Annotated in this window: 18 protein-coding genes and 1 tRNA gene; 5 read left to right on the forward strand and 14 right to left on the reverse strand. The window is 46.3% G+C overall.

Annotated features, from left to right (window positions below; genetic code table 11):
• Positions 1 to 274: 274 nt before the first annotated feature.
• Positions 275 to 640, reverse strand: coding sequence for an isochorismatase (locus Q1A86_RS16415; protein ID WP_299808755.1), 366 nt, complete (start codon positions 638 to 640; stop codon positions 275 to 277).
• A gap of 160 nt (positions 641 to 800) precedes the next feature.
• Here Q1A86_RS16415 and Q1A86_RS16420 point away from each other — a divergent pair, with 160 nt between their 5' ends.
• Entirely contained in the window at positions 801 to 1,688 is an 888-nt protein-coding gene (locus Q1A86_RS16420) for a LysR family transcriptional regulator (RefSeq protein ID WP_299808758.1), read from the forward strand.
• A gap of 182 nt (positions 1,689 to 1,870) precedes the next feature.
• The gene (locus tag Q1A86_RS16425) at positions 1,871 to 2,599 is read left to right on the forward strand and encodes a YebC/PmpR family DNA-binding transcriptional regulator (protein WP_299808761.1); all 729 of its coding nucleotides are present in this window, start codon (positions 1,871 to 1,873) and stop codon (positions 2,597 to 2,599) included.
• Positions 2,600 to 2,977: 378 nt separating this feature from the next.
• Here the strand turns inward: Q1A86_RS16425 and yedF are convergent, their stop codons facing one another.
• The 3 genes from yedF to fdhD form a co-directional block, all read right to left on the reverse strand.
• Positions 2,978 to 3,214: a sulfurtransferase-like selenium metabolism protein YedF gene (gene yedF / locus Q1A86_RS16430; RefSeq protein WP_012153712.1), complete on the reverse strand. Its 237-nt coding sequence runs from the start codon at positions 3,212 to 3,214 to the stop codon at positions 2,978 to 2,980.
• A gap of 85 nt (positions 3,215 to 3,299) precedes the next feature.
• Positions 3,300 to 4,589, reverse strand: a complete 1,290-nt coding sequence (yedE, locus tag Q1A86_RS16435) for a selenium metabolism membrane protein YedE/FdhT (RefSeq protein WP_299808779.1) — start codon at positions 4,587 to 4,589, stop codon at positions 3,300 to 3,302.
• A gap of 67 nt (positions 4,590 to 4,656) precedes the next feature.
• Positions 4,657 to 5,520: a formate dehydrogenase accessory sulfurtransferase FdhD gene (fdhD, locus tag Q1A86_RS16440; protein WP_299808782.1), complete on the reverse strand. Its 864-nt coding sequence runs from the start codon at positions 5,518 to 5,520 to the stop codon at positions 4,657 to 4,659.
• Positions 5,521 to 5,808: 288 nt separating this feature from the next.
• On the opposite strand from fdhD, the gene Q1A86_RS16445 reads away from it, so the two are divergent.
• A tRNA-Sec gene (locus tag Q1A86_RS16445) sits at positions 5,809 to 5,903 on the forward strand.
• Here Q1A86_RS16445 and selB read toward each other — a convergent pair.
• The 10 genes from selB to zntR form a co-directional block, all read right to left on the reverse strand.
• Positions 5,881 to 7,800, reverse strand: a complete 1,920-nt coding sequence (selB, locus tag Q1A86_RS16450) for a selenocysteine-specific translation elongation factor (RefSeq protein ID WP_299808785.1) — start codon at positions 7,798 to 7,800, stop codon at positions 5,881 to 5,883. The genes Q1A86_RS16445 and selB overlap by 23 nt on opposite strands.
• A complete protein-coding gene (gene selA, locus Q1A86_RS16455; RefSeq protein WP_299808788.1) occupies positions 7,797 to 9,266 on the reverse strand; it encodes an L-seryl-tRNA(Sec) selenium transferase in 1,470 nt (489 codons plus the stop codon). Before selA ends, selB begins: the two co-directional genes overlap by 4 nt.
• A 126-nt stretch (positions 9,267 to 9,392) precedes the next feature.
• Complete coding sequence (gene fdhE, locus Q1A86_RS16460) at positions 9,393 to 10,382, reverse strand: formate dehydrogenase accessory protein FdhE (RefSeq protein ID WP_299808791.1); 990 nt, start codon at positions 10,380 to 10,382, stop codon at positions 9,393 to 9,395.
• A 2-nt stretch (positions 10,383 to 10,384) separates the two neighbouring features.
• A complete protein-coding gene (locus Q1A86_RS16465; protein ID WP_299808794.1) occupies positions 10,385 to 11,029 on the reverse strand; it encodes a formate dehydrogenase subunit gamma in 645 nt (214 codons plus the stop codon).
• A 5-nt stretch (positions 11,030 to 11,034) separates the two neighbouring features.
• Positions 11,035 to 11,937: a formate dehydrogenase subunit beta gene (fdxH, locus tag Q1A86_RS16470; protein ID WP_248471418.1), complete on the reverse strand. Its 903-nt coding sequence runs from the start codon at positions 11,935 to 11,937 to the stop codon at positions 11,035 to 11,037.
• A 2-nt stretch (positions 11,938 to 11,939) separates the two neighbouring features.
• The gene (gene fdnG, locus Q1A86_RS16475; protein WP_299808809.1) at positions 11,940 to 14,960 is read right to left on the reverse strand and encodes a formate dehydrogenase-N subunit alpha; all 3,021 of its coding nucleotides are present in this window, start codon (positions 14,958 to 14,960) and stop codon (positions 11,940 to 11,942) included.
• Positions 14,961 to 15,798: 838 nt separating this feature from the next.
• On the reverse strand, positions 15,799 to 16,179 hold the full coding sequence (locus Q1A86_RS16480) for a thiol-disulfide oxidoreductase DCC family protein (RefSeq protein WP_299808812.1): 381 nt from the start codon (positions 16,177 to 16,179) through the stop codon (positions 15,799 to 15,801).
• Positions 16,180 to 16,206: 27 nt separating this feature from the next.
• On the reverse strand, positions 16,207 to 16,863 hold the full coding sequence (locus Q1A86_RS16485) for a thiol:disulfide interchange protein DsbA/DsbL (RefSeq protein ID WP_299808814.1): 657 nt from the start codon (positions 16,861 to 16,863) through the stop codon (positions 16,207 to 16,209).
• Between the two features lie 163 nt (positions 16,864 to 17,026).
• Entirely contained in the window at positions 17,027 to 18,376 is a 1,350-nt protein-coding gene (locus Q1A86_RS16490) for an SO_0444 family Cu/Zn efflux transporter (protein ID WP_299808817.1), read from the reverse strand.
• Positions 18,377 to 18,396: 20 nt separating this feature from the next.
• Positions 18,397 to 18,918: a Zn(2+)-responsive transcriptional regulator gene (gene zntR / locus Q1A86_RS16495; RefSeq protein ID WP_299808820.1), complete on the reverse strand. Its 522-nt coding sequence runs from the start codon at positions 18,916 to 18,918 to the stop codon at positions 18,397 to 18,399.
• A 364-nt stretch (positions 18,919 to 19,282) separates the two neighbouring features.
• On the opposite strand from zntR, the gene purH reads away from it, so the two are divergent.
• Together purH and purD are read left to right on the forward strand one after the other, a co-directional pair.
• Positions 19,283 to 20,872 carry a bifunctional phosphoribosylaminoimidazolecarboxamide formyltransferase/IMP cyclohydrolase gene (purH, locus tag Q1A86_RS16500; protein ID WP_299808823.1) on the forward strand — a complete coding sequence of 530 codons (1,590 nt, stop codon included), beginning with the start codon at positions 19,283 to 19,285 and terminating at the stop codon, positions 20,870 to 20,872.
• A gap of 281 nt (positions 20,873 to 21,153) precedes the next feature.
• Entirely contained in the window at positions 21,154 to 22,455 is a 1,302-nt protein-coding gene (gene purD / locus Q1A86_RS16505) for a phosphoribosylamine--glycine ligase (protein WP_299808826.1), read from the forward strand.
• Positions 22,456 to 22,508: the final 53 nt, after the last annotated feature.

The following is a 22,508-nucleotide window of genomic DNA, read 5'->3' on the forward strand; positions in this document are numbered from 1 at the left end:
CCTTAATATTCAATTAATATCCTCATTAAAAAACAGATACCAAAAATCACTTTTAAAACAATGACTAAAATCAGTAAAAACAAAATAACTAGGATTATTTAGCAGAAAGCTGACATGACAAATTAATAAAAAATTAAGCGAGTCGCATACGGTAAAAACCATTAAACCCACAATAGATAAAGTGGCAATTAATATCGTGTAAATTCAAGCCAAGAAACAGCTTAAACTTACACAAATTCAATATTTTGCACTTACTATAACGATTGGTTTAATTTTAGCCTAAAACCTCAAACTCATCATCCACAAGCTTGGCTGTACCATCAGCTTGTAGTACCCAAATCTCTTTATGAACTACGCCGTGGGCTTTATTCATTTTCCAGGCCGTGGTTAATAACACTGACTTTTCATCTAGCACTTTAAACTCAGGGCTTGTGTATTCAACATCCGCATAGCCTTGATCGATCAAGTTTTGCCAAAAAGCTTGAATCGCTTCAGTCCCCACAAACTCACCAAAAGGGCGCGCTAACATTGGCGCATCTGCAGCATATTGTGCAGCGCACTGTGCTGCATTTTGAGTATTAAAGCCTTGCATCCAAGTGGCGCTGGCTAGCTTTACGGCATCGAGTAATTGCTGTGACATAGTGTGTACCTGTATTTAACTATCAATTTATGTCACCAGTTTACAGTGATTATTAGCCTTGATAACCTAGCGAAAAGAGTGATCACAGTCCGATTAAATAGAACAATAGAAAATCGCTTAGACTGATTCAGAGAAGCTAATAAGATAAGAGGAAAGAAATATGGATCACCTACGGCATATGGCCATATTTAAACAAATCGTCGATAACGGCTCGATAAGCGCTGCAGCTGATAAACTCAGCCTGTCTAAATCTGTAGTCAGCCATCATTTAAAATCACTAGAGCTAGCGGTGGGTGTGCAGCTATTGCATAGAACCACTCGCAGGCAACAACTGACTCCCGCAGGTAAAGACTTTTACCAGCGCTGCGGTGAATTATCCAGTATATCTAATCTAGCTTGGCAGCAAGCTAGAGAAAGCGCCGACAAGCTCGCAGGGCCAATAACAATCAGCTCACCCCATGCTTTAGTTGACGACTTTATTGCGCCGACCATAGCCAAGCTATGCCAAGGCAACCCAATGATTAGGCCAAGCATTCAGGTGCAAGATCGCCGTATCGATCTGCTTGGACAAGATATCGATCTCGCAGTGCGAGTCGGCAAATTAACCTCGAGCAGTTTAATCCAGCGGAAAGTCGGCGAGTTTCGCGATGTACTCTGTGCCAGCCCCACTTTTATTGCGCGGCATCAACAACAAATAGCCAGCCAGCAATGGCAAGAATTAGATTACATAGCTAACTCTTGGCAGGGGCAAAATATCGAGCACCAACTACAAGCTAAAGCCAATACAGCTGGGGCTGCCCTCACCCTAAGTTTTAGTGCTAATCGCTTTGCCGATACTTCATCTGCAGTGCTGTCATTGGCAAAAGCAGGCTTAGGCGTAGCCTTACTACCTGATTCTATATTTAAGCAGCAGCCCTCACTCGTTGAACTCATCGCCACTCATCAATGCCCAGTAAACAGTGTGTATGCCTTGCATGATTTTGGCCGCACGCCGCCGCTGTTAATCAAAAAAACCATCGATGCGCTAGTGGAATCCTTTCAGCAGTAGACGCTAACGGTTAGGCAAATGGCTGACAAAAAGCCTAACTCGCTATGGTTTAGGGCGTTAGCTGCAGATATAAAACAAAATTAATCGCTGCGATTAGCATTTTTAAAGGCCTGCACCTGATTTGTTTCGATAAAGCTGCTAACATTGCTGGCAATTTTTTAAGCTTAGTGAGAAAGATCAAGATGGGTAGAGCATACCAAAACAAAAAAGAATCCATGGCGAAAACTGCTGGGCAAAAAACTAGACTTTATTCTCGTTACGGGAAAGAGTTGTACGTTTGCGCCAAGAACGGTGGCTTCGATCCAGATGGCAACCTTGCGCTGCGCACCATGATTGCCAAAGCCAAGAAAGACCAAGTACCAGCACACGTTATTGAACGTGCAATTGAAAAAGCCAAAGGCGGTGGTGGTGAAGACTACGAAACTGCGCGTTATGAAGGTTTTGGTCCTGGCGGCTGCATGGTTATTGCCGACTGTCTAACTGACAACGTTAAGCGTACTTTCACTGAAGTTCGTCAAGCATTCGTTAAAAACGATGCTAAGCTAGGCGGCCCAGGTACTGTTGGCCACATGTTCGATCACCAAGCAGTATTCGTATTCGCTGGCGATGACGAAGATGCAATTCTAGAAATGCTAATGATGGCTGACGTTGATGTATCTGACGTTGAACTAGAAGATGGCATGATCAGCGTTTACGCTCCACACACTGAGTTCTTCAAAGTGAAAACAGCATTAGCAGCTGAGCTACCAGAAGACACTGACTACGTTATGGAAGAAATCACTTTCTTACCACAGACAATGACAGCTTTGACTGACGCTGAAGAGATTGAGCAGTTCGAGAAGTTCCTTGCGGCACTTGAAGATTGTGATGACGTACAGAACGTTTACCACAACGCCGAGCTTCCAGAGTAAATTAAACTCTATATTCGCTACTGACTCGCTAATCGCGGCTCAGAAAAAAGGCACTCATTGAGTGCCTTTTTTATTGCTCATTTATGAGCTTACTTCTTCAACTACTTCTTAAGCTATTTCTTAAGCTATTTCTTAAGCAAGTAACGCAGCATTACCCCTTGCTGGCTAATGTCTAATACTTCATAGCCGTGCCGCTCTTGATGATAGCGGCATCATTTGGGTTTAGCTTTTAACTTACTTCTTCTGCTATTCCTTAAGTTATTCCTTAAGTTATTCCTTAAGGTATTCCTTAAGTTATTCCTTAAGTTATTCCTTAAGTTATTCCTTAAGTTATTCCTTAAGTTATTTCTTAAGCTATTCCTTAAGTTATTTCTTAAGCTATTTCTTAAGCAAGTAACGCAGCATTACACCCTGCTGGCTGATATCGAGAACTTCATAGCCATGGTTCTTAGCATCATTAGGAATGTTATTAATCGACTGCGAGCAATCGGTAATCACTTCCAATACTTCACCCGCTTTTAGTGACTGCATCGCTTCAAGCGTGGCAACCGCTGGGTATGGACAAGGCTCACCGTAAATCTCTAAATTGTAATCGGGTACGATAGATGCTGGCATAAATTGCTCCTCAGCAAAAAATCGGCTCAGGTTAATTGAGCCGAATATAAAACATAAATCATTGTTTAATTTTGAAACGGGTTCTTTAAGCTTCTGTGCTAGTCGCTAATTCTTTATTAGCGGCTAACTCTTTATTAGTCGCTAGCTCTTTATTAGCCGCTAGCGCTGCAAGCTTTGCAGTCACCGCTTGTTGCTGGCTTTTCTGCTTGTTAAAGAATCGCTGTTCCCACATTAGAATCAGCACAAAAGATAAGCCCAGCAATAGATAAGTCACACCTAAGCCACCAAGCGGCCCAAATACATCCAGTAAGTTTACCTTGTCCCAACTGGTCGCCATAGGCTCGGCAATCGCGTCCCAGTAATAAGCCAATATGGTTGCGCCAATAATGTTACCTATACCAACCCACCAAAAGTGCACTTGGCCCTCTAATGCGCGGTACATCCAACCCGTTTCACAGCCGCCAGCGATAACGATACCGATACCAAACAGTAAGCCGCCAATCACCGCATTAGGGCCTGCCCATAAGGTTTTAGGCGTCATGCCCAGCTGCACATAGCTATAAATGCCGATAACGCTGACTGCCATACCTAAGATAATCGCCTTAGCCATGTGAGTACGGCCGGTGATCCACATATCTCGAAATGCTGAGGTAAAGCAGATCTGCGCACGCTCAATCAATAGACCAAACATCATGCCCATAAACATGGCAATGCCAAGCTTAGTCGAGCTTTGCATCACATACAGCGACAAGCCAATCATGGCCGCAAACACTAGCCAACCTAAGCGAAAACGGTTTTGTACTTGAGTTGGATTTGCCTTGGCAATTTTCTTCAGGCCGCCTGCTTTTAGCGTGGCAGTTGAGCGGAAAAACGGTAACAAGGTGATCTTAGCGCCGATATAAGTACCTGCAGCGGCAGCGAAAGCAAAGATCCACGCATGCAAGGTAAACTGTGGAATACCAGTAAAGAAAGCCGCCAAATTACAGCCCATGGCAAGACGCGCACCAAAGCCGGCAATCATGCCGCCAATCAGTGCCTGTGCAATACGCTTTTTCGAGCTTGGCATACGCAGCTTTAGGTTGTTTGCCCACAGCACCGCTGCCATACAGCCGCCAAACATACCGATAATCATCACGCCACCAACACGATCCAGCGGTGTGCCATTAAGGCCGATGATTTTAAAGTACTGCCATGACTCCGGCTCTGCACCAAACCATTGCAATACATGGCCACCCCAGCGGGTAAACTCGCCGGTTACCGCCCAAAGCGAGCCTGTAAGACCAAAGAAGTAAGTCGACAATATTCCCGCCGCAATAACGGCAGCAAAAGGCGACCAGAATTTAATAAAAAACTGATTTTTAAAGGTTAACCACATATTTAAAACTTACCAACTCACATGAAACACTTAAAGCACCCCCTAATAGGTAAAATTAAAAACTTAACTAGATCACTGCCAAGTTATTATTTTCAACATTAGTGAGTGTTTCATTACATAAATACAACCTTTCAGGATGGGTATATATTGTCACCCGATTTTCACGGCAAAACCCAACCAAGGTAATATTCGATCTGTTTGCGATATCAATCGCTAACGAAGTTGCTGAAGAAATTGCAAATATAATACTAATATTTGAAATAGCTGCTTTTTGCACCATTTCAAAACTGGCTCGACTGGTTAATAACAAGGCCGAATGACGAGTCTGCTTATCGATACTGATATGACCAATTAACTTATCGAGTGCGACATGACGCCCCACATCTTCGAAGCAGCACATAATATCACCTTCTGCCGACAACATGGCAGCAGCATGTGTGGCTCCGGTCAAATTAAATGCATTTTGATGCTTGTGTAGGTTAGATAAGGCCAACTTCAAACTATTTAGATCGAATCTTGCAGTGTCTGTGACCTTTACAATTGGCTTAACGGTTTGCTCTATCTGCTCGATACCACAAAGGCCACAGCCTGTGCGGCCAGCAAGACTACGGCGATGTTGCTTGAGCTGCATAAAACAGCGCTGTGAAACCTCGATATGCACCAGCACCCCGGAGGCGATGGTTTCAATCTCAACCGAACGAATATCGTGTACGCTTTCAATAATGGATTCTGACAAGCTAAAACCAATGGCAAACTCTTTTAATGCGGTTGGGCAAGCCATCATCACCACATGAGAAATACCATTATAAATCAGTGCGACTCTCACCTCTTTCGCCACGGTTTCTATTAATGACTGCTCTCTATCATTACGAAAACACGTCACAGAAGCGTGCTCAGTAATATTGTTTAAGCCACATACAAGTTCCGTCATAAAGCTGTTCCATTTCTTATATTAAATATGATCCCACTAAGCGCGTTAAATATTGCCAAATGGATAGATGTAAATAGGACTCACATTTGGAAAACATATAAGTCGATTAATATCATTTATAAAAACACTGATTCTGGCTGAGCCATGTTTTAACTATTTGGTAAATAATGTCCCACTCTTCACGGCTATTACCGATAAATAGTATTGGCACTCACAGTTAATAAAGTTTGTCGCTAGCCACTATTGTTTAGCCAAATACAATTACCTATTATTCGCCGCAAGTGATACGGAAGAACGTCGTTTCCGGTGAAACGTCTGGATTTCAAATCCAGGTGGGGCTGCCAGCAGTCCCGGGTAGGTTCAACTCCTATGTTCTTCCGCCAAATCACTTGCGATAAATATGCTGCCATCTCTTATCACTCTCGAATTATCTTTCTTCTTGCGCCAAGTCAGCCCGCTGCGGTCATAAAACTCCAACAACTGAATACTGGCTTTGCGGCCAAGCTTAATGATTGAATTGAAATCAGCAGTCTTGATCTCACCACTAACCTTGATTTGATTGCGGATCACATCAGCGTAGAAATACAGGCTTTCGGTGAGCATAAAGCGGTCTTTAATAATCGCCGATAGATACCCTAGCTGAATGAGCTTACGGCACAGGCCGCGCACTACCGTCAACTCAAGGTTGAGCGCTTGAGCTAAGTCTGATGACCATAACGGGCCGTTAGCGCTAAGCATCTGCTGCTTTATCTGCGACCACAGCTGCTTCTCAGCATCCGACAACGCCAAGTTATGCCGTGGCAAATGCAGTAAGCCGCGGGTACTTTGCAGCTGTTTTTGCTCTCTAAGTCCATCAGTTAGTTTCAACAGCACTGGCAGTGGGTATTGGTTATGAGTCATGCGCTGCAGGCGATTAATGCTCAAACCTAATAGCTCAGGCGACTGCTGATGATAATCGGCAATTAACGTCAGTAACTGAGCTTCTATCTGCTGTTGTAATCCGCTTGATAACAGATAACCATCGAGGCTAATCACCTGCTCGCCAACCAAACAGCAAGCTTGCTCCGTTAACTGATTGGCCCACATAAAAGCGGACTTCTGCACGCAATGATGGTTTATTTGCACCTGTAAACTGGCCGTTAGCGAGCCGCACTGTTTAAGGTTTTCTAAGTAAGCTAAGCGCTCAATGCTGCGCTTAGCTCGCGTTGGCGGGTTAATGTCTAATACTCGCAGCGCGCCTAAAGTGGTTTTAGCGGCGCTGTCGCGCACGACGATCCTATCTTGCTCGACAGAGCCCAATGACTGCTCACATTGCAGCTCAACCAAGGCGCTACCGTCTGCTAGATTTTGCAGTAAGCCTAAACGCGCCGTAGTGTGGCGATTACCAAGATGCACTTGCACACTTTGCCAATGCTTAAACGGCAGACAAGATTCAAATACGCCACAAATGACTTTTGGCTCAGCAATGACAGGCTCAGCCACTGGTTCCAAAGCTGTTAGCCAGTCACCTCGTGCTGCACCGCGGTGTTGATCGACTCCAGTAATATTCAGCGCCACGCGCTGACAATGATGAGCGCGATCACTCACTCGGCCTTGGCTGTGCAGGGTTCTGACTTTCACCGCTTTACGCTGGCCCGATAGATACAGGTTTTGCCCTTGGCTCACTTGACCGCTAATCACAGTTCCGGTTACCACAAGACCCGCGCCTTTGACGCTAAAGGCTCGGTCGATTGCCATACGAAAGCTGGCTTGCTCGCGAGTCTGCTTAAGACTTGCCATTTGCGCCTCGGCGAGCTGAGTAATCGCCAGACTTAGCTCATCGATACCGAAGCCTGTTTGCGCAGACACTAAGTAAATATCACTTTGTCTTTGATACTTTGCCAATAACTCACTCACCTCAAGCTTGACCATCTCGGCGCGTTCGCTGTCGACTTTATCTTGCTTGGTTAACACCACGATTAAGTGCTCAAGATTAAGTAGCTGCAGAATGGCTAAATGCTCATGGGTTTGCGGCATCACGCCGTCATCACAACTGATTATCAAGAGCGCATGTTTGGCGCAGCTCACTCCTGCTAGCATGGTATTGATAAACTTGCTGTGGCCCGGCACATCGACAAAGGCTAAGCGCTCGCCATCAGATAAATCCATAAAGGCGTAGCCCAGCTCGATGGTCATGCCACGCTGCTTCTCTTCCGGTAAACGGTCGGCATCGGTGCCTGTTAGTGCTTGAATGAGGCTGGTTTTGCCGTGGTCAACATGACCTGCAGTCACAATAATCATGATGCGGCCTCCACGGTTTTCACCTCAAAGTTGAGTAGGCTTGTTGTCAGCACCTCGATAAGCTGGCTGTCACTGTCAGCGCCGCGCAAGTCTAACCACAACTGATTAGCGGTAATCCGGCCAATAATTGGCAAGCTGGCGGCTTTAAAATGCTTATCCAGCTGCAACACATTTGGCGAGTGTTTCTGTTTGCTAGCGTTAGTATTAACAGCAAAACACAGCGCGACAGAATCAAGCAGCACATCAGGCTGTGAGCCGCTACCCACTTGGGTTTGGCAAGCTTGAATCGTCACATCAAACAAACTGGTGTTGCCGCTATCGGCTAATTGCTGCTGAAGCTTTTGTGCAAGCTGCTCTAGTTCAACCAACGGACGAGATAGTTTTCTAAAGATAGGTAACTGCGTATCTAGCGCCTGAGGATTGCGGTACTGCATTAAGGTCGCTTCAAGCGCAGCCAAAGTCATTTTATCGCAGCGCAGTGCGCGCTTTAGTGGGTGCGCTTGCAGCTTAGCAATCAGCTCCGCATCACCAACCACTAAACCTGCTTGCGGTCCGCCGAGGAGCTTGTCACCAGAAAAACTCACCAGATTAACGCCGTCTTTTAGCATCTGCTGCGGCATTGGCTCTTTTGATAAACCAAAGCGTGACAGATCCGTCAGTGCACCACTACCAAGGTCGGAGATCAGTGCGATACCTTTCTCTTTACATAAAGCCGCAAGCTCCGCTTCTTCGGTGACTTTTGTAAAACCACTAATATGATAATTACTGGTGTGCACCTTCATAATTGCGGCGGTGTTTTCAGTAATCGCTGCGGCGTAATCTTTAAGGTGAGTGCGATTAGTACAACCCACTTCCACCAGCTTGCAACCCGCCTGCGCCATAATATCCGGGATACGAAACGCGCCGCCAATCTCCACCAGCTCACCGCGAGACACTATCACCTCTTTACCGGCGGCGGTCGCGGCCAGCATCAATAAAACCGCTGCTGCGTTGTTATTAACGATGCAGCAACTGTCTGCGTCCGTTAGCTCATGAATAAGCGCCGATACTGCGCTGTCACGGTGACCACGCTTGCCTTGGCCCATATCAAACTCTAGTGGCACTGGGCTGCGCATCACTTGGGTGACCGCATCAATCGCCGCTTCACACATCTGCGAGCGCCCGAGGTTGGTGTGCAATATGGTGCCGGTAAGGTTAATGACTGGGCTCATGCTTTGACGCTGGGCTTTATCAATCCGACAGGCTAACTCTGCGCTAATATTAGCTGAATCTAAACACCAGCTTGGCAAGCTTTGGCTACTGGTGATTTGCTGACGTGCATCGTCAAGCATTTGCGCCAATAAGGATTTAATCCAGGGCTTTCCCTGCTGGTCGATAAAACCTATCACTTGAGGTATCAGCAGCAAGCTGTCCATTGCAGGTAAACAACGGTATAGGGCTTGAGTGGAGTTGATAGCTTGAGTCATAGGTCTTCGTCTAATTATTTGAATGATTTTGAATCGATTTAGATTTAATAAAAGAGCCGCAGCGAAATGCGGCTCTTGCTTACGAATAAACTTAAAAGTTGCTTACTGCCTGTTGATTACAGCTGGCTAGTGGATATCACCGACTTTAGGCTGAGGCTCTTTACTTAGCTGAGGCTCTTTACTTAGCTGAGGCTCTACTTCTTGCTCATGAGCAAGCAGCAGCGGATTCACCGTGGTTGCGCTGTATCCTTGCTCAACCAAATGGCTGTCCATCACTAAGGTCGCCAAGTCGTCGGCTGCCACTTCCAGTCTTGGGTTGATGTCGGTAAAGAACATCTTGGTATAACCCTGACAGGTGTCGCAGCTTTCTACCCGAATAGCGGCATTAGTTTCGGTTTCAGCCCACAAGAACACGCCCTTGCTTTCGCCGCATGATGTGCACTCGGCGCGCACTTCATGCCACTCGGTTTCACACAAGCTGCAATGCAGGTATCGCAGACCAACACGCGGCTCTTCTTTGATAACGCTACCTACTGGGTGGCTACCACACACTGGGCATAAGCGTTTATGCGCCTCAGCCTCATCTGCCAAGGTTTGGGCAACATTCACCGCCCAATGTGACCAGTACACTGACAGCGCCGCCCAGATAAACAGGCTGTACTGCGCTGGCACTTCGGCAAAGCGGCCGCCAAGCATCGACTGGGCATAACCTTGCAGTACATCGGCCTTAACTTTAGCCAGTTCCTTTAGTACCACATGCAAGTCAGTACTGACTTTAGGCATAAGCTCACTAATCAGCTCCAGCAATACCGACTGCCAATAATTGCCCCACTCAAAATGCTGCTGCGCCATCGGCTGACTTTGGCTTAGATCTAACTTTGGCAGAGGGCCAAAGCAGCTCTTTGCCGCCTCACCATAAAGTGCCGCTACCTTTTCTTGGGCGCCCACTAATTGCTCAAGTAAGCCAAAGTACTCAGTTAATTCAGACTCTTCAGCGAGCTCTGCAAGTCGCTTAGCGCGAAATTGATAAACGGCTTTTGGGTCAGCTGCGATCACGGTTTTAATGTCCAATGACTGACCAGGGATCTTTTCAGCGTCGAGTATTGCTGTGCTCATAATTAGTGTTTTTCCTGCTTATTAGTCTTTAATTCAGGATCGTTTAACATGTTAGGGTGATGCTTCTTGCACCAAGCCCGCGACACATAGCCGTACAACATGCCAGCAACCGATCCTTCTACCCACGTTGCCATCCAAAAGTGCACAATCACGAAGATCAACATGATCACGGCGCAGATTGCGTGGATCAAAATCGCCCACTGAATAGCAATTGCTTCAAAGTAAGGGGCAAAGTAAGGCTGCCACATCATGATGCCGGTAATCGTCAACGCGATTGAGGTCACCACGAAGGTACGGAACAGCACTTTTTGACCTGGGTTGTAATGGCCGATAGCAGGGATCTTGTCCTCGTTTTCGAACATCACGTCCTTGATAGCTAACATCCATGTCAGGTCGTTCTTTTCCCACTTGTTATGGTGGTAATAGCGCACCAACATCACCATTAACGGCAGGCACATCAGCAAGCCGGCAATTGGGTGAACAAAGCGCGCCATCTGTGGCGTACCTGCAATCGATCCCAACCATTGAAATGATGGGAAGAAGAAAGCAAAGCCGGTTAGGAATGTCACCAAACCTGCTGCAACCACAAACCAGTGACAGATGCGGTCGAACAACTTATGGCGCAAAATCATATTCTGCTTATGCATGAGCGTTACTCCTTATCTGACTTATCTGAGTGAGTGTGGTCGAACGCTGCTGGCTCGTCCTCTTCAACAAGGTTACGACCCACTGTAATGCGGTGCAAACACGCAACAGCAACTGTTGCCATGATGCCCGCCGCACCCAATGGTTTAACCACGTCTTGCCATAACTTAACTGGCACACTCGTTTTCGGATCCGCTGGTAAGCCATAGTCTTGCGGCTTATTGATGTCATGCAAAATCATGATCATGCCTGTACCACCCACACCTTCTGGGTTGTATAGGCCGGCATTAACATAGCCACGCTTACGCAGTTCTTTAATTCGTAAGTCGGCAATAAACAGCATGTCTTCACGGGTGCCGTACTTCAGTGCGCCTGTGATACAAGACTTCACACAAGCTGGCTCTTGGCCTACTTGGATCCGGTCTGAACACATGGTGCACTTGTAGGCCTTTTGATCGATAGGGTCGAGTCTTGGTACATCGAACGGACAAGCCGACACGCAGTAGCCACAACCAGTACACTTATCAGAATCAAAATCCACCACACCGTTTGCACGCTGCACAATGGCACCTTTAGTCGAACAAGCGGTTAAACAAGCTGGATCGTCACAGTGCATACATGCGCTGTGGGCGAAACGCCAATTTAGCTTGTTATCTCGCTCAACTTCTTGGTACTTCATCAGCGTCCAACACTCAGAAGACAGGTCCATTGGGTTCTGGTAAGAACCTTGGAAGCTCCCCACTGGTGCACGCAGATCGTTCCATTCAGAACACGAAACCTGACACGCTTTACAGCCATTACACTTAGTGGCGTCGAATAACTTAGCCACCTTACTTAACTTACGTCGTACCTGCGCTGCAGGAGTGAGCTCTGATGTGCCAGAGCTTAAAATGATATCTTGAGCAGACATGATTAAACTCCCTCAGCCTTAGCGATATCCACTAGGAACGCCTTAAATTCAGGTACCTGGGTATTCGCATCACCCACTTCCGTGGTCAGTACGTTACAGCTATAACTTCTACGTGTAAGACCGTTATGGCCACCGTGACGTGGTAAGCCCACTGTGTGTACCATCTGGCCGTGAACTTTCAGTGGCTGCAGACGCTTAGTGACTAAAGCCTTAGTTAACAAGCTACCGCGCTTAGAGCTCACCTTGACCCAATCGCCATTAGCAATGCCTTTCTTCGCCGCTAAGATTTCGTCTAGTTCAACGAAAGTTTCAGGCATAGAAATCGCCGCTAAACGACAGTGAATCGTCCAGAAGTTAAAGTGTTCGGTTAGCGAGTAAGTGGTACACACATATGGGAATTCAGTATGTGAACCCAATGTCTCTTCCACGCCCTCTAACAAACGTACCGCAGGGTTACTAATCACATTAGGGTGTAATGGGTTAGTACCAATTGGTGACTCCATCGGCTCGTAATGCTCAGGGAACGGACCTTCTGCCAGTAGTTTTAGCGAGAAGAAACGACCCACACCTTCAGGCTGCATAATGAACGGATGCGCCGACTCTTTTGGTGGTAACGTCATATTGAAGTCACCCACATCGATGCCGTGCCACTTACCGTGGTTCCACTCAACGATTACACGTTTTGGATCCCATGGCTTACCGTTAACGTCACACGATGCGCGGTTGTACAGTACGCGGCGGTTTTGTGGCCACGAGAATGCCCAACCAGGGGTGATACCTTTACCTGACGTATCAGAGTTATCACGACGTGCCATCATGTTGCCGTCTTCGGTCCAACTACCAGAGTAGATCCAGCAACCACATGACGTACTACCGTCATCTTTTAACTGGCTAAAGCTATCAAGCTGTTTGCCGGTTTTAAGATCGATACCGTTAAGCTCTTTTGCCACTTCTTCGCCGTGTGGGAAGTATGGGTTGTGGTAGCCAGCCCAGTTAACCGCTTCAATCGGCTCAGGCAATACACCGCCTTCAGCTTTATACAGCTCACGCAGCTTCATTAAGATGCCAGATAAAATTTCGGCATCAGGCTTAGACTCACCCGGCGGATTCGCGCCCTTCCAGTGCCACTGCATCCAGCGACCTGAGTTAACGATACAGCCTTCTTCTTCAGCAAATAACGTGGTTGGTAAGCGGAACACTTCTGTTTGAATTTCGCTTGGTTGTACGTCGTTAAACTCACCGGCTTTTTGCCAGAATACTGAGGTTTCTGTCGCTAACGGATCCATCACCACTAGGTACTTCAGCTTGCATAATGCCGCTAAAGTCTTGTTACGGTTTGGCATAGAGTTAATCGCGTTAACCCCTTGCACGAAGTAACCGTTAACTTGGCCCTTGTACATCATGTCGATGTGCTTGGTGAAGTCGTACTGTAAGTCCCACTTAGGTAACCAGTCATAACCAAAGTTATTAGCCGCAGTCGCGTTCTCACCCCAGAAACTCTTCATCTGTGAGATAAAGAACTTAGGATAGTTAGACCAATAGTTTGTTTGGCCTGGACGCAGCGCCTTAGGCGTATAGTTTTCTAAATATGTGCTTAAATCTGTGTCGTTATCATTTGGTAGCTTTAAGTAACCTGGCAGGTTCTGACATAGCAGACCCATGTCGGTTGCGCCCTGTACGTTTGAGTGACCACGTAGTGCGTTAACACCACCACCCAATACGCCGATATTACCCAGTAGCAACTGCACTAATGCCATAGAACGGATGTTCTGTGCGCCTTTAGTGTGGTGGGTCCAGCCCAATGCATACATGAAGGTCGCCGCTTTATCATGAACGTGGGTGCTACCAATTAGCGCACAAACTTTTTCATAATCTTCAACTGGCGTACCGGTAATATTGCTTACGGTTTCAAAGTCGTAACGGTCAACGTGATGCTTTAATAAGTTCCACACACAACGTGGGTGCTCATACGTTTCATCGACTTTGGCATAACCATCTTCATCTAATTCGTAGTACCAAGAGTCTTTGTCGTATGTACGACTCTTGTCATCAAAACCACTAAATAGGCCTTCATTGAATTCGAAATCTTCACGAATAATGTAGCTAGCGTTGGTATACGCTTTGACATACTCGTAGTTAACTTGTTTAGTCTCAATGAGGTATCGACATAGACCTAGAAGGAATGCGATATCAGTACCACTACGAAGTGGTGCATAGCAGTCAGCTAATGCTGCACTGCGGTTAAAGCGTGGATCCACAACTACCAACTTGGCGTTATTGTGTTCCATAGCTTCCGTTACCCAACCGAAACCGACAGGATGTGCTTCAGCGGCATTACCGCCCATGATCACCACGACATTTGAGTTCTTAATATCGATCCAGTGGTTGGTCATGGCACCGCGCCCAAATGTTGGAGCAAGACTTGCTACCGTTGGGGAGTGTCAGTTACGCGCAATAGTATCGATGGCCACTAGGCCAAGAGAACGAGCAAACTTGTGAGTAATAAAACCACCTTCGTTTGGTTGTGCAGATGAAGTCATCATGCCGGTACTCAACCAACGGTTTACTGTGGTGCCATCACTATTCTTTTCAATCAAGTTTTCATCGCGGTCGTCTTTCATCAGACGGGCGATACGACTAAATGCGTCGTTCCAACTGATACGCTTCCACTCGTTAGTGCCTGGCTCACGTACTTCAGGGAAATGGTTACGGTTAGGGCTATTTACATAGTCGACTAGACCAGCACCTTTAGGACACAATGCGCCGCGGTTAACCGGATGGTCAGCGTCGCCTTCAATGTGGAAAATCGCTTTCTCAGCGTTTTTACCGTTGCTGCCATGGCTGTACATCAACAAGCCACAACCCACTGAGCAATAACAGCAGTTATTGCGGGTTTCTTTTGCTTTCATCAACTTATACTCACGAGGCGCAGCCATCGCAGTGCCGGGCATTAATCCCAACGCTGATATTGCCGATGTGGTCGCTCCGCAGGCACACAGTTTAAAAAACTGTCGTCTGTCCATATCACCCTCACACAATTAGTATTTTCTACTTAGAACCGACTTTCTCATCTCGGTGCTGTAGTTTTGGTTTTCGTTAACTGAGCCTTGCGACATTGGGTGGACACTCTGCAGTTCTACTTACGTAAAATACTGAAGCCCATAAAGCCGAACCCGACTCATTAACGCGAAAGGATTATCCCCAAAGTCAGATATACGAACAATTTATTACACGCGATCAATATCACACAAAAACCACTACAGAATAAACACAAAGAAAGGGTTGCAATGGAAGAATTAAAAGCTAAAAAAGACAAAAACAACAACAACCATCAGAATTAAAAGCCAAAATAAAGCAAAACACCAAGACTGGACTTTATGACCAACACAAAAAAGACATTATGTCTCACAGACAACAAGTTTAAGATGTTAAATAGATGAATCAACTCGAGGCATACCATTACTCAAAAAGAACGTGAAAGTACCTACAGCAAAGGATAAAGCGGCTATGGAAGGAATTAACGCCAGCGTAACGCAACACCAATTCCTTAGGCTTTAAGTTTAGTTTTAGACAATATGGCACAACTAAAACCCTACAAAGCATGCGGCATTATTGTTTTACGCCTAAAAAGAGGTGAATTTGCCGTTACTACAATTTAGCTCTGATTTATCGATAGAGCGGTTTTGTCCCATTTTGGCGCAGTCTCTTGCGGTTATTTTCAACAAGTCATCACGCTAAGTTTGCAGTACAAATGGTGTTATATAAGAGACGGGGTAAGAATCTGGGCTAGTGCGTGTAATCGCATAGAGCGATTAAGAGGAGAGGCTTAAGCAAAGCTTTTTATGAGATAGCTTGAGGCAATTACTTTTTAGGCAGCTGACAAATCGCTTTTTGACCAAATAGACGATAACGATGTTTGGCAATAAAATTATATGTAGCGTTACGCAACCCCCTTGGAAAGAAAGCGACGTACTTTGCTAGGCTTGGTGCGCCGCTCAGTGACTTTGCAATTTCAATTATCGCGTCACTGCGTAGATAGTAGCGCCCCTGCTTTATCAAGATCACACTGTCCATTGCCACATCCGTTAATTGATATTGGCTCAGAAGTGCTCGTCCTTGCATAGATTGCAACGCTACCAGCTCAAATACACTATTTGGATCATGCTTTGTAATAACACACACTGCGCCATCACACAGGTTGCAAGCACCATCGAATATCACTATAGCTTTTTCACTAGACATGACGCTTACAACCAATGTTATGTGAGTCTACATGGCTAACAAATTTTGCCTTTCAAGCTCAACCAAGTAACTGGCAATATCCATGACTTGTTCTGCTGAATTTGCTGACCCGTTTAAAATGATATAGCGACCATTAACTAAAATAGTCGGTGTACCTTGGAGCTCTGCCGCAGACATCAACTGCATCGCCTGCTTAAGCTTAGAGACAATATCTGCAGAGTTAAGCTTATCGTTAAACTCTTGCTCGCTTAGGCCGTAGCCCGCTAAAAATCCTGCCAGTTTAGCTTGCTGTATATTAAGGTCGGTTATTTCCCGTAACCCAATAATTTGTTCAAACAATGCGGCATGGACTTTTTGCTTATCCGGCATCTGCTGCACAATAAAAAATACCTTAGCGTGCAGCTTCATTGCTTCATTCCACACTGCCGGGGACTGCACCAGCACCACGCCATCAGCTAAAGTTTGTTGCCATTGGTGCAGTGGCTTTTCAAATAACTCGCAATGTGGGCAGCCATACCAAAAGAACTCAGTTACCGTGATATCGTTACTGCTTGCGGGAATGGGATTAGCTAACTCACGATAATGTACGCCTTTTACGTAATTACCATTAGCATCCAAATTAGAGGGTTCAGAGCAACCAGCAATGGCTAACGCAAAACAAAATAAGGCGAAGGCTTTTTTCATGACAGGTCCTTTTGTACATAATTTTCAAAGTAAATGAATGCGAATGACAGCCTTACTCACATTCAATTTATAGATTCAGACTGACTTAGTTATAGAGTATTACATGCTCAAAATAAAAAAGGCACTCAGATGAGTGCCTTTATCGGGTATGCCAAGTTAGTGCTTAAGAGCAACAGTCTCGACGCCACCAGTTTTTAGGTAGTTTATCTAAAAACACCTTAGCCATTAAGATAGCCAGCACCACACCTGAGGTGTAAACGATACTCGCTGGTAACAACTCATGTTGCTCACCAATTTGTGGCATCACCACAAAACCAAAGGTATCCACCAGGTAGTTAACCAAGATGCCCGAAACTAACGCTACACCTAATACACCACCTAAATAGCCATATAAGGCACGCTTACCTAGCTCTTTAGTGACCACACCTAAGGTCGCTATGTTGGTTGCAGGGCCTGCCAACATAAACACTAATACTGCACCTGGTGAAACCCCCGCTAATAGCAAACCTGCCGCAATTGGCGTAGAGGCCGTGGCGCAGATATACATAGGGATAGAGATAAGCACCATGACTAACATTGCCAAAATACCATCACCCCACTTAGCCATAAAGTCGGCAGGTACGTATGTCTGCACTAATGCTGCGAAGAACAAACCGATCAACAACCAAACAGTCGTATCGCGGACTAGATCTGTCGCCGCGTAGTGCAGGCCTTTACCTATCCGGCTAATCACTGAGGTGCCTTTTAATTCAGTGGCCACATCTTTGGTCGACTCGCAGCAACTTTCGGCTTCACCGCTTGCATGGCTAAGGCTAGAAAGCTCAGTATTTTTACTGCTGCAGCACGATGATTTATCTGCAGTCTCAGGGGCAACAACCGGTGCTTTCTTACTCGAACAACAAGAAGATGCAGGCTTTGTCGCTACTTCTGGTGCTTTCATCGCCATCACGCTCGCATCTGCAGCCGGCTTCATGCTCACTTCTGTGGTTTTTTTGCTTGAGCAGCACGACTTTTCAGGCTTAGGCTCAACTTTTGGCTCTACTTTTTTACTGCTACAGCAAGATGCCACAGGCGCAGCTTTTGAGTCAGCAGCTCCACTAGCAACAGGCTTGCCGTCATCGTCATCTCGCCCAACCAATAGACCCGCCACAATTGCACTGGTTACCGCAGCTATCGGTCTAACAATGGCCATAAAAGGACCAAGCAATACATAAGAAACCGTTACCGAATCCACGCCAGTTTCAGGCGTTGAGACTAAAAATGAAGTGGTTGCAGCTTTAGATGCGCCGTTACGACGCAGTCCAACAGCTGCAGGGATAACACCGCAAGAACACAAGGGTAAAGGTGCACCTAGTACCGCCGCCTTAACCACAGTTTTAAAGCCGTGACCGCCTAATTGCTTTTGCATCCACGCCATTGGCACAAACATTTTCAGCATACCTGCTAATACTAAGCCTAGTAATAGCCATGGGGCAGACTCTAGAAACAACTCAATAAAGTTTTCAAATAACATAACGACTTCTCACGTGTATTCTAAGTTTTCGATTTAGCTTTCGATTTAGCTTTCGATTCAGCACTCGATTTATCAGTGCAAGTTCTGGTGAACTGCTGCTTATCATGACTATGCTTATCATTTTCACAGCGGATGCTGTCGGTATTCGACTCTAACGCTTCGAGTATGGAGCAGTGCTCGGCACTCTCAGGCCCACCGCAACAGGCTTGCGACAAACGCTGCAAAGACAATTGAAAGTGGTTTAGCTCAGCGATTTTAGCTTCGACATTTGCCAATTTATCATCGACCATGCCTTTTACATCGGCGCAGGCCCAATTGGATTTATCTAATTCAATCGACAAAAGCTCGGTGATCTCAGCAAGCGTGAACCCCACAGCCTTAGCGCGCAGAATAAAGCGCAAGCGCTCGGCGTCAGCTTCCGTATAAATACGGTAACCAGAATCGGTGCGCGATGACGGCGCCAACAAACCATGTTTTTCATAAAACCTCAGGGTGTCAGCTTTAACTTCACATTGCTGTGCAAGCTCACCAATTCGATACATGCCTAGCTCCAAATCAATTTAAAATTCTGTTTGCAATCCAGCTTCAAGCTCAAGCATTCACCAGTGATAAAACCAACTAACAAACAGGTTTTTGTCACTGTAACAGCTAGAGTATAAACCTTGGAGTTGTATCCAAGGTCAAGAGTTATTCTGCGCTTAAATAAACAAGAAAGCTTGTTCTGCTGAACGTATTGTGAAATCGCGCAGAAAAAAACACCGCCGAGTGTAAATTTACGTTAAAATACGCGCGCCGTGACGGGAGAGTATTGAGGGACTTTTGGAAAGCAGTGTAGGCCTATAAGGCGTGAGACTGTTCTGTTTTCCGAAAGATCCTTAAAAATAACTACTGGACCCTGTACCTACAATGAATAATGCCAGACCTATTCGTCGCGCGCTGTTAAGCGTTTCAGATAAAACCGGAATCTTAGAGTTTGCACAAGCACTGCATGCTCAAGGTGTTGAACTACTTTCTACTGGTGGCACCGCACGCCTGCTGGCTGATAATGGTGTGCCTGTCATTGAAGTATCAGATTATACTGGTCACCCAGAGATCATGGATGGCCGCGTTAAAACCCTGCACCCTAAAGTGCATGGCGGTATTTTAGCGCGTCGCGGTATCGACGAAATCGTAATGGAACAAAACAATATCAAACCTATCGACTTGGTAGCGGTTAACTTGTACCCGTTTGCGGCTACCGTAGCTCAAGAAGGTTGTACCCTTGCTGACGCTATCGAGAACATTGATATTGGCGGCCCAACTATGGTTCGCTCTACCGCTAAAAACCACAAAGACACCACTATCATCGTTAACGCTAACGACTACGGCCGCGTAATTGCCGAGATGCAAGCGAACGAAGGTAGCACTACCCTTGAAACTCGCTTTGATTTAGCGATTGCCGCGTTTGAGCACACAGCTGCTTACGATGGCATGATTGCTAACTACTTCGGCACTAAAGTGCCTGCACATAGCACCGACGAATGTCATGCAGACTCTAAGTTCCCACGCACTTACAACACTCAACTAGTGAAGAAGCAAGATTTGCGCTATGGCGAAAACAGCCATCAGACAGCCGCTTTCTACGTTGACACCAATCTTGATGAAGCCTCTGTTGCCACTGCTGTTCAGCTGCAAGGTAAAGCACTTTCATACAACAACATCGCCGATACTGACTCTGCATTAGAGTGCGTAAAAGAGTTCGACGAGCCAGCTTGTGTGATTGTTAAGCACGCTAACCCATGTGGTGTAGCGATTGGTGAAAACCTGCTTGAAGCTTATAACCGTGCATTCCAAACTGACCCAACGTCAGCTTTCGGTGGCATCATCGCCTTTAACGGCGAGTTAGATGCTGAAACTGCAAGCGCAATTGTTGAGCGCCAGTTTGTTGAAGTGATCATTGCCCCTAAAGTTAGCCAAGCAGCACGCGATATTGTTGCCGCTAAAGCTAACGTACGCTTACTTGAATGTGGTGAGTGGGCAGCTAAGACCACCAGCCTAGATTACAAGCGCGTAAATGGCGGCTTATTGCTGCAAGATCGCGACCAAGGCATGGTTGGTCTAGACGACGTAAAAGTTGTTTCTAAGCGTCAGCCTACTGCAAGCGAGATGAAAGACTTAATGTTCTGCTGGAAAGTTGCTAAGTTTGTTAAATCAAACGCGATTGTTTACGCCAAGAACAGCATGACTATCGGCGTTGGCGCTGGCCAAATGAGCCGCGTTTACAGTGCTAAAGTTGCTGGTATTAAAGCCGCTGACGAAGGTCTAGAAGTACAAGACTCTGTAATGGCATCAGATGCATTCTTCCCATTCCGTGATGGTATCGACGCAGCAGCAGAAGCTGGTATCAGTTGTATCATCCAGCCAGGCGGCTCAATCCGCGATGAAGAGATCATCGCAGCAGCAGACGAGCACGGCATGGCAATGGTATTTACCGGTATGCGTCACTTCCGTCATTAATTTGTATGAAGCTTTAGGTTTTAGGTCCTAGGTCCTAGGTCCTAGGTCCTAGGTTCTAGGTTCTAGGTTCTAGGTTCTAGGTTCTAGGTTCTAGGTTCTAGGTTCTGCACCTTAGAGCCTTTGCTTAAAGCTTCAAAAAATTGATTTTTAACGTTTAGCGCAAAGTCATCGGTTATTGAACAAAGAAAACACACGGAAATTCTTGTTGGCAAAAAGTGCCAATACATGAGTATGTTGGATGCAGTTCAAGGACCGATGAAGAAGCGATTAAGGATTAAAAAATGAAAGTATTGATTATAGGTGGCGGCGGTCGCGAACATGCATTGGCATGGAAGGCGGCGCAATCGGCGCAAGTGGAAACTGTTTATGTGGCTCCAGGTAACGCTGGTACAGCACTAGAGCCAAAGCTTGAAAACGTAGCGATTAACGTTGAAGAGATCTCAGCGTTAGTGGCATTTGCGACAGAGCGAAAAGTTGCTATCACTATTGTTGGCCCTGAAGTGCCGTTGGCACTAGGTGTGGTTGATGCCTTTAATGAAGCTGGTCTGCCAATCTTTGGTCCAACCAAAGGTGCTGCGCAGCTAGAATCTTCCAAAGCCTTTACTAAAGACTTCTTGGCCCGCCACAACATTCCAACTGCGGCTTACTCAAACTTTACCGAGATCAAGCCAGCTAAAGCTTATGTTAAACAAGTAACTGGTTTGACTGGTTTCCCTATCGTGATTAAGGCCGACGGCCTAGCGGCAGGTAAAGGCGTGATCATCGCCGCCGATCAAAATGAAGCCGATGCTGCGATTGAAGATATGCTAGCTGGCAATAAGTTTGGTGAAGCGGGTTCTCGCGTAGTTATCGAAGAGTTCCTAAAAGGTGAAGAAGCCAGCTTCATTGTCATGGTAGACGGTAAGAACATTCTTGCTATGGCCACTAGCCAAGATCATAAAGCCCGTGATAACGGCGATCATGGTCCAAACACTGGCGGCATGGGCGCGTACTCTCCAGCGCCAGTTGTTACCCAAGCGGTTCACGACTGGACTATTGAGCATGTTATTCGCCCAACTGTTGATGGCATGGCAGCTGAAGGTAATGTTTACACTGGTTTCTTATACGCAGGCTTGATGATTGCACCGGATGGCAGCGCCAAAGTACTTGAGTACAACTGCCGCTTTGGCGACCCAGAGACTCAACCAATTATGATGCGCCTCAAATCTGATTTAGTTGAGCTTTGCCTAGCATCGACTCGCGGCGAGCTCGATCAAGTCACTGCTGAATTTGATGCACGTGCAGCTGTAGGCGTAGTGCTAGCTGCAGGTGGTTACCCAGATGCATATCGCAAGCACGATGTGATTGATGGTCTAACTCTTGGTGATAACAACGCGAAAGTATTCCATGCAGGTACTAGCATGAAGGACGGTCACGTTGTCACAAATGGTGGCCGCGTATTATGCGCAACCGCACTCGGTAATACAGTAACCGAAGCACAGCAAGCAGCTTACAAGCTAGTTGATGCTATCCATTGGGATGATGTCTACTTTAGAACTGATATTGCGTACCGCGCGATTGCTCGTGAAAACGGCGAAGGCTAAATAGCATAAAGCACTGGAATGACACCTGTTATAACTTAACCGAACCGACATTG

The sequence above is a fragment of the uncultured Shewanella sp. genome (assembly GCF_947497935.1).
Classification (GTDB): domain Bacteria; phylum Pseudomonadota; class Gammaproteobacteria; order Enterobacterales; family Shewanellaceae; genus Shewanella.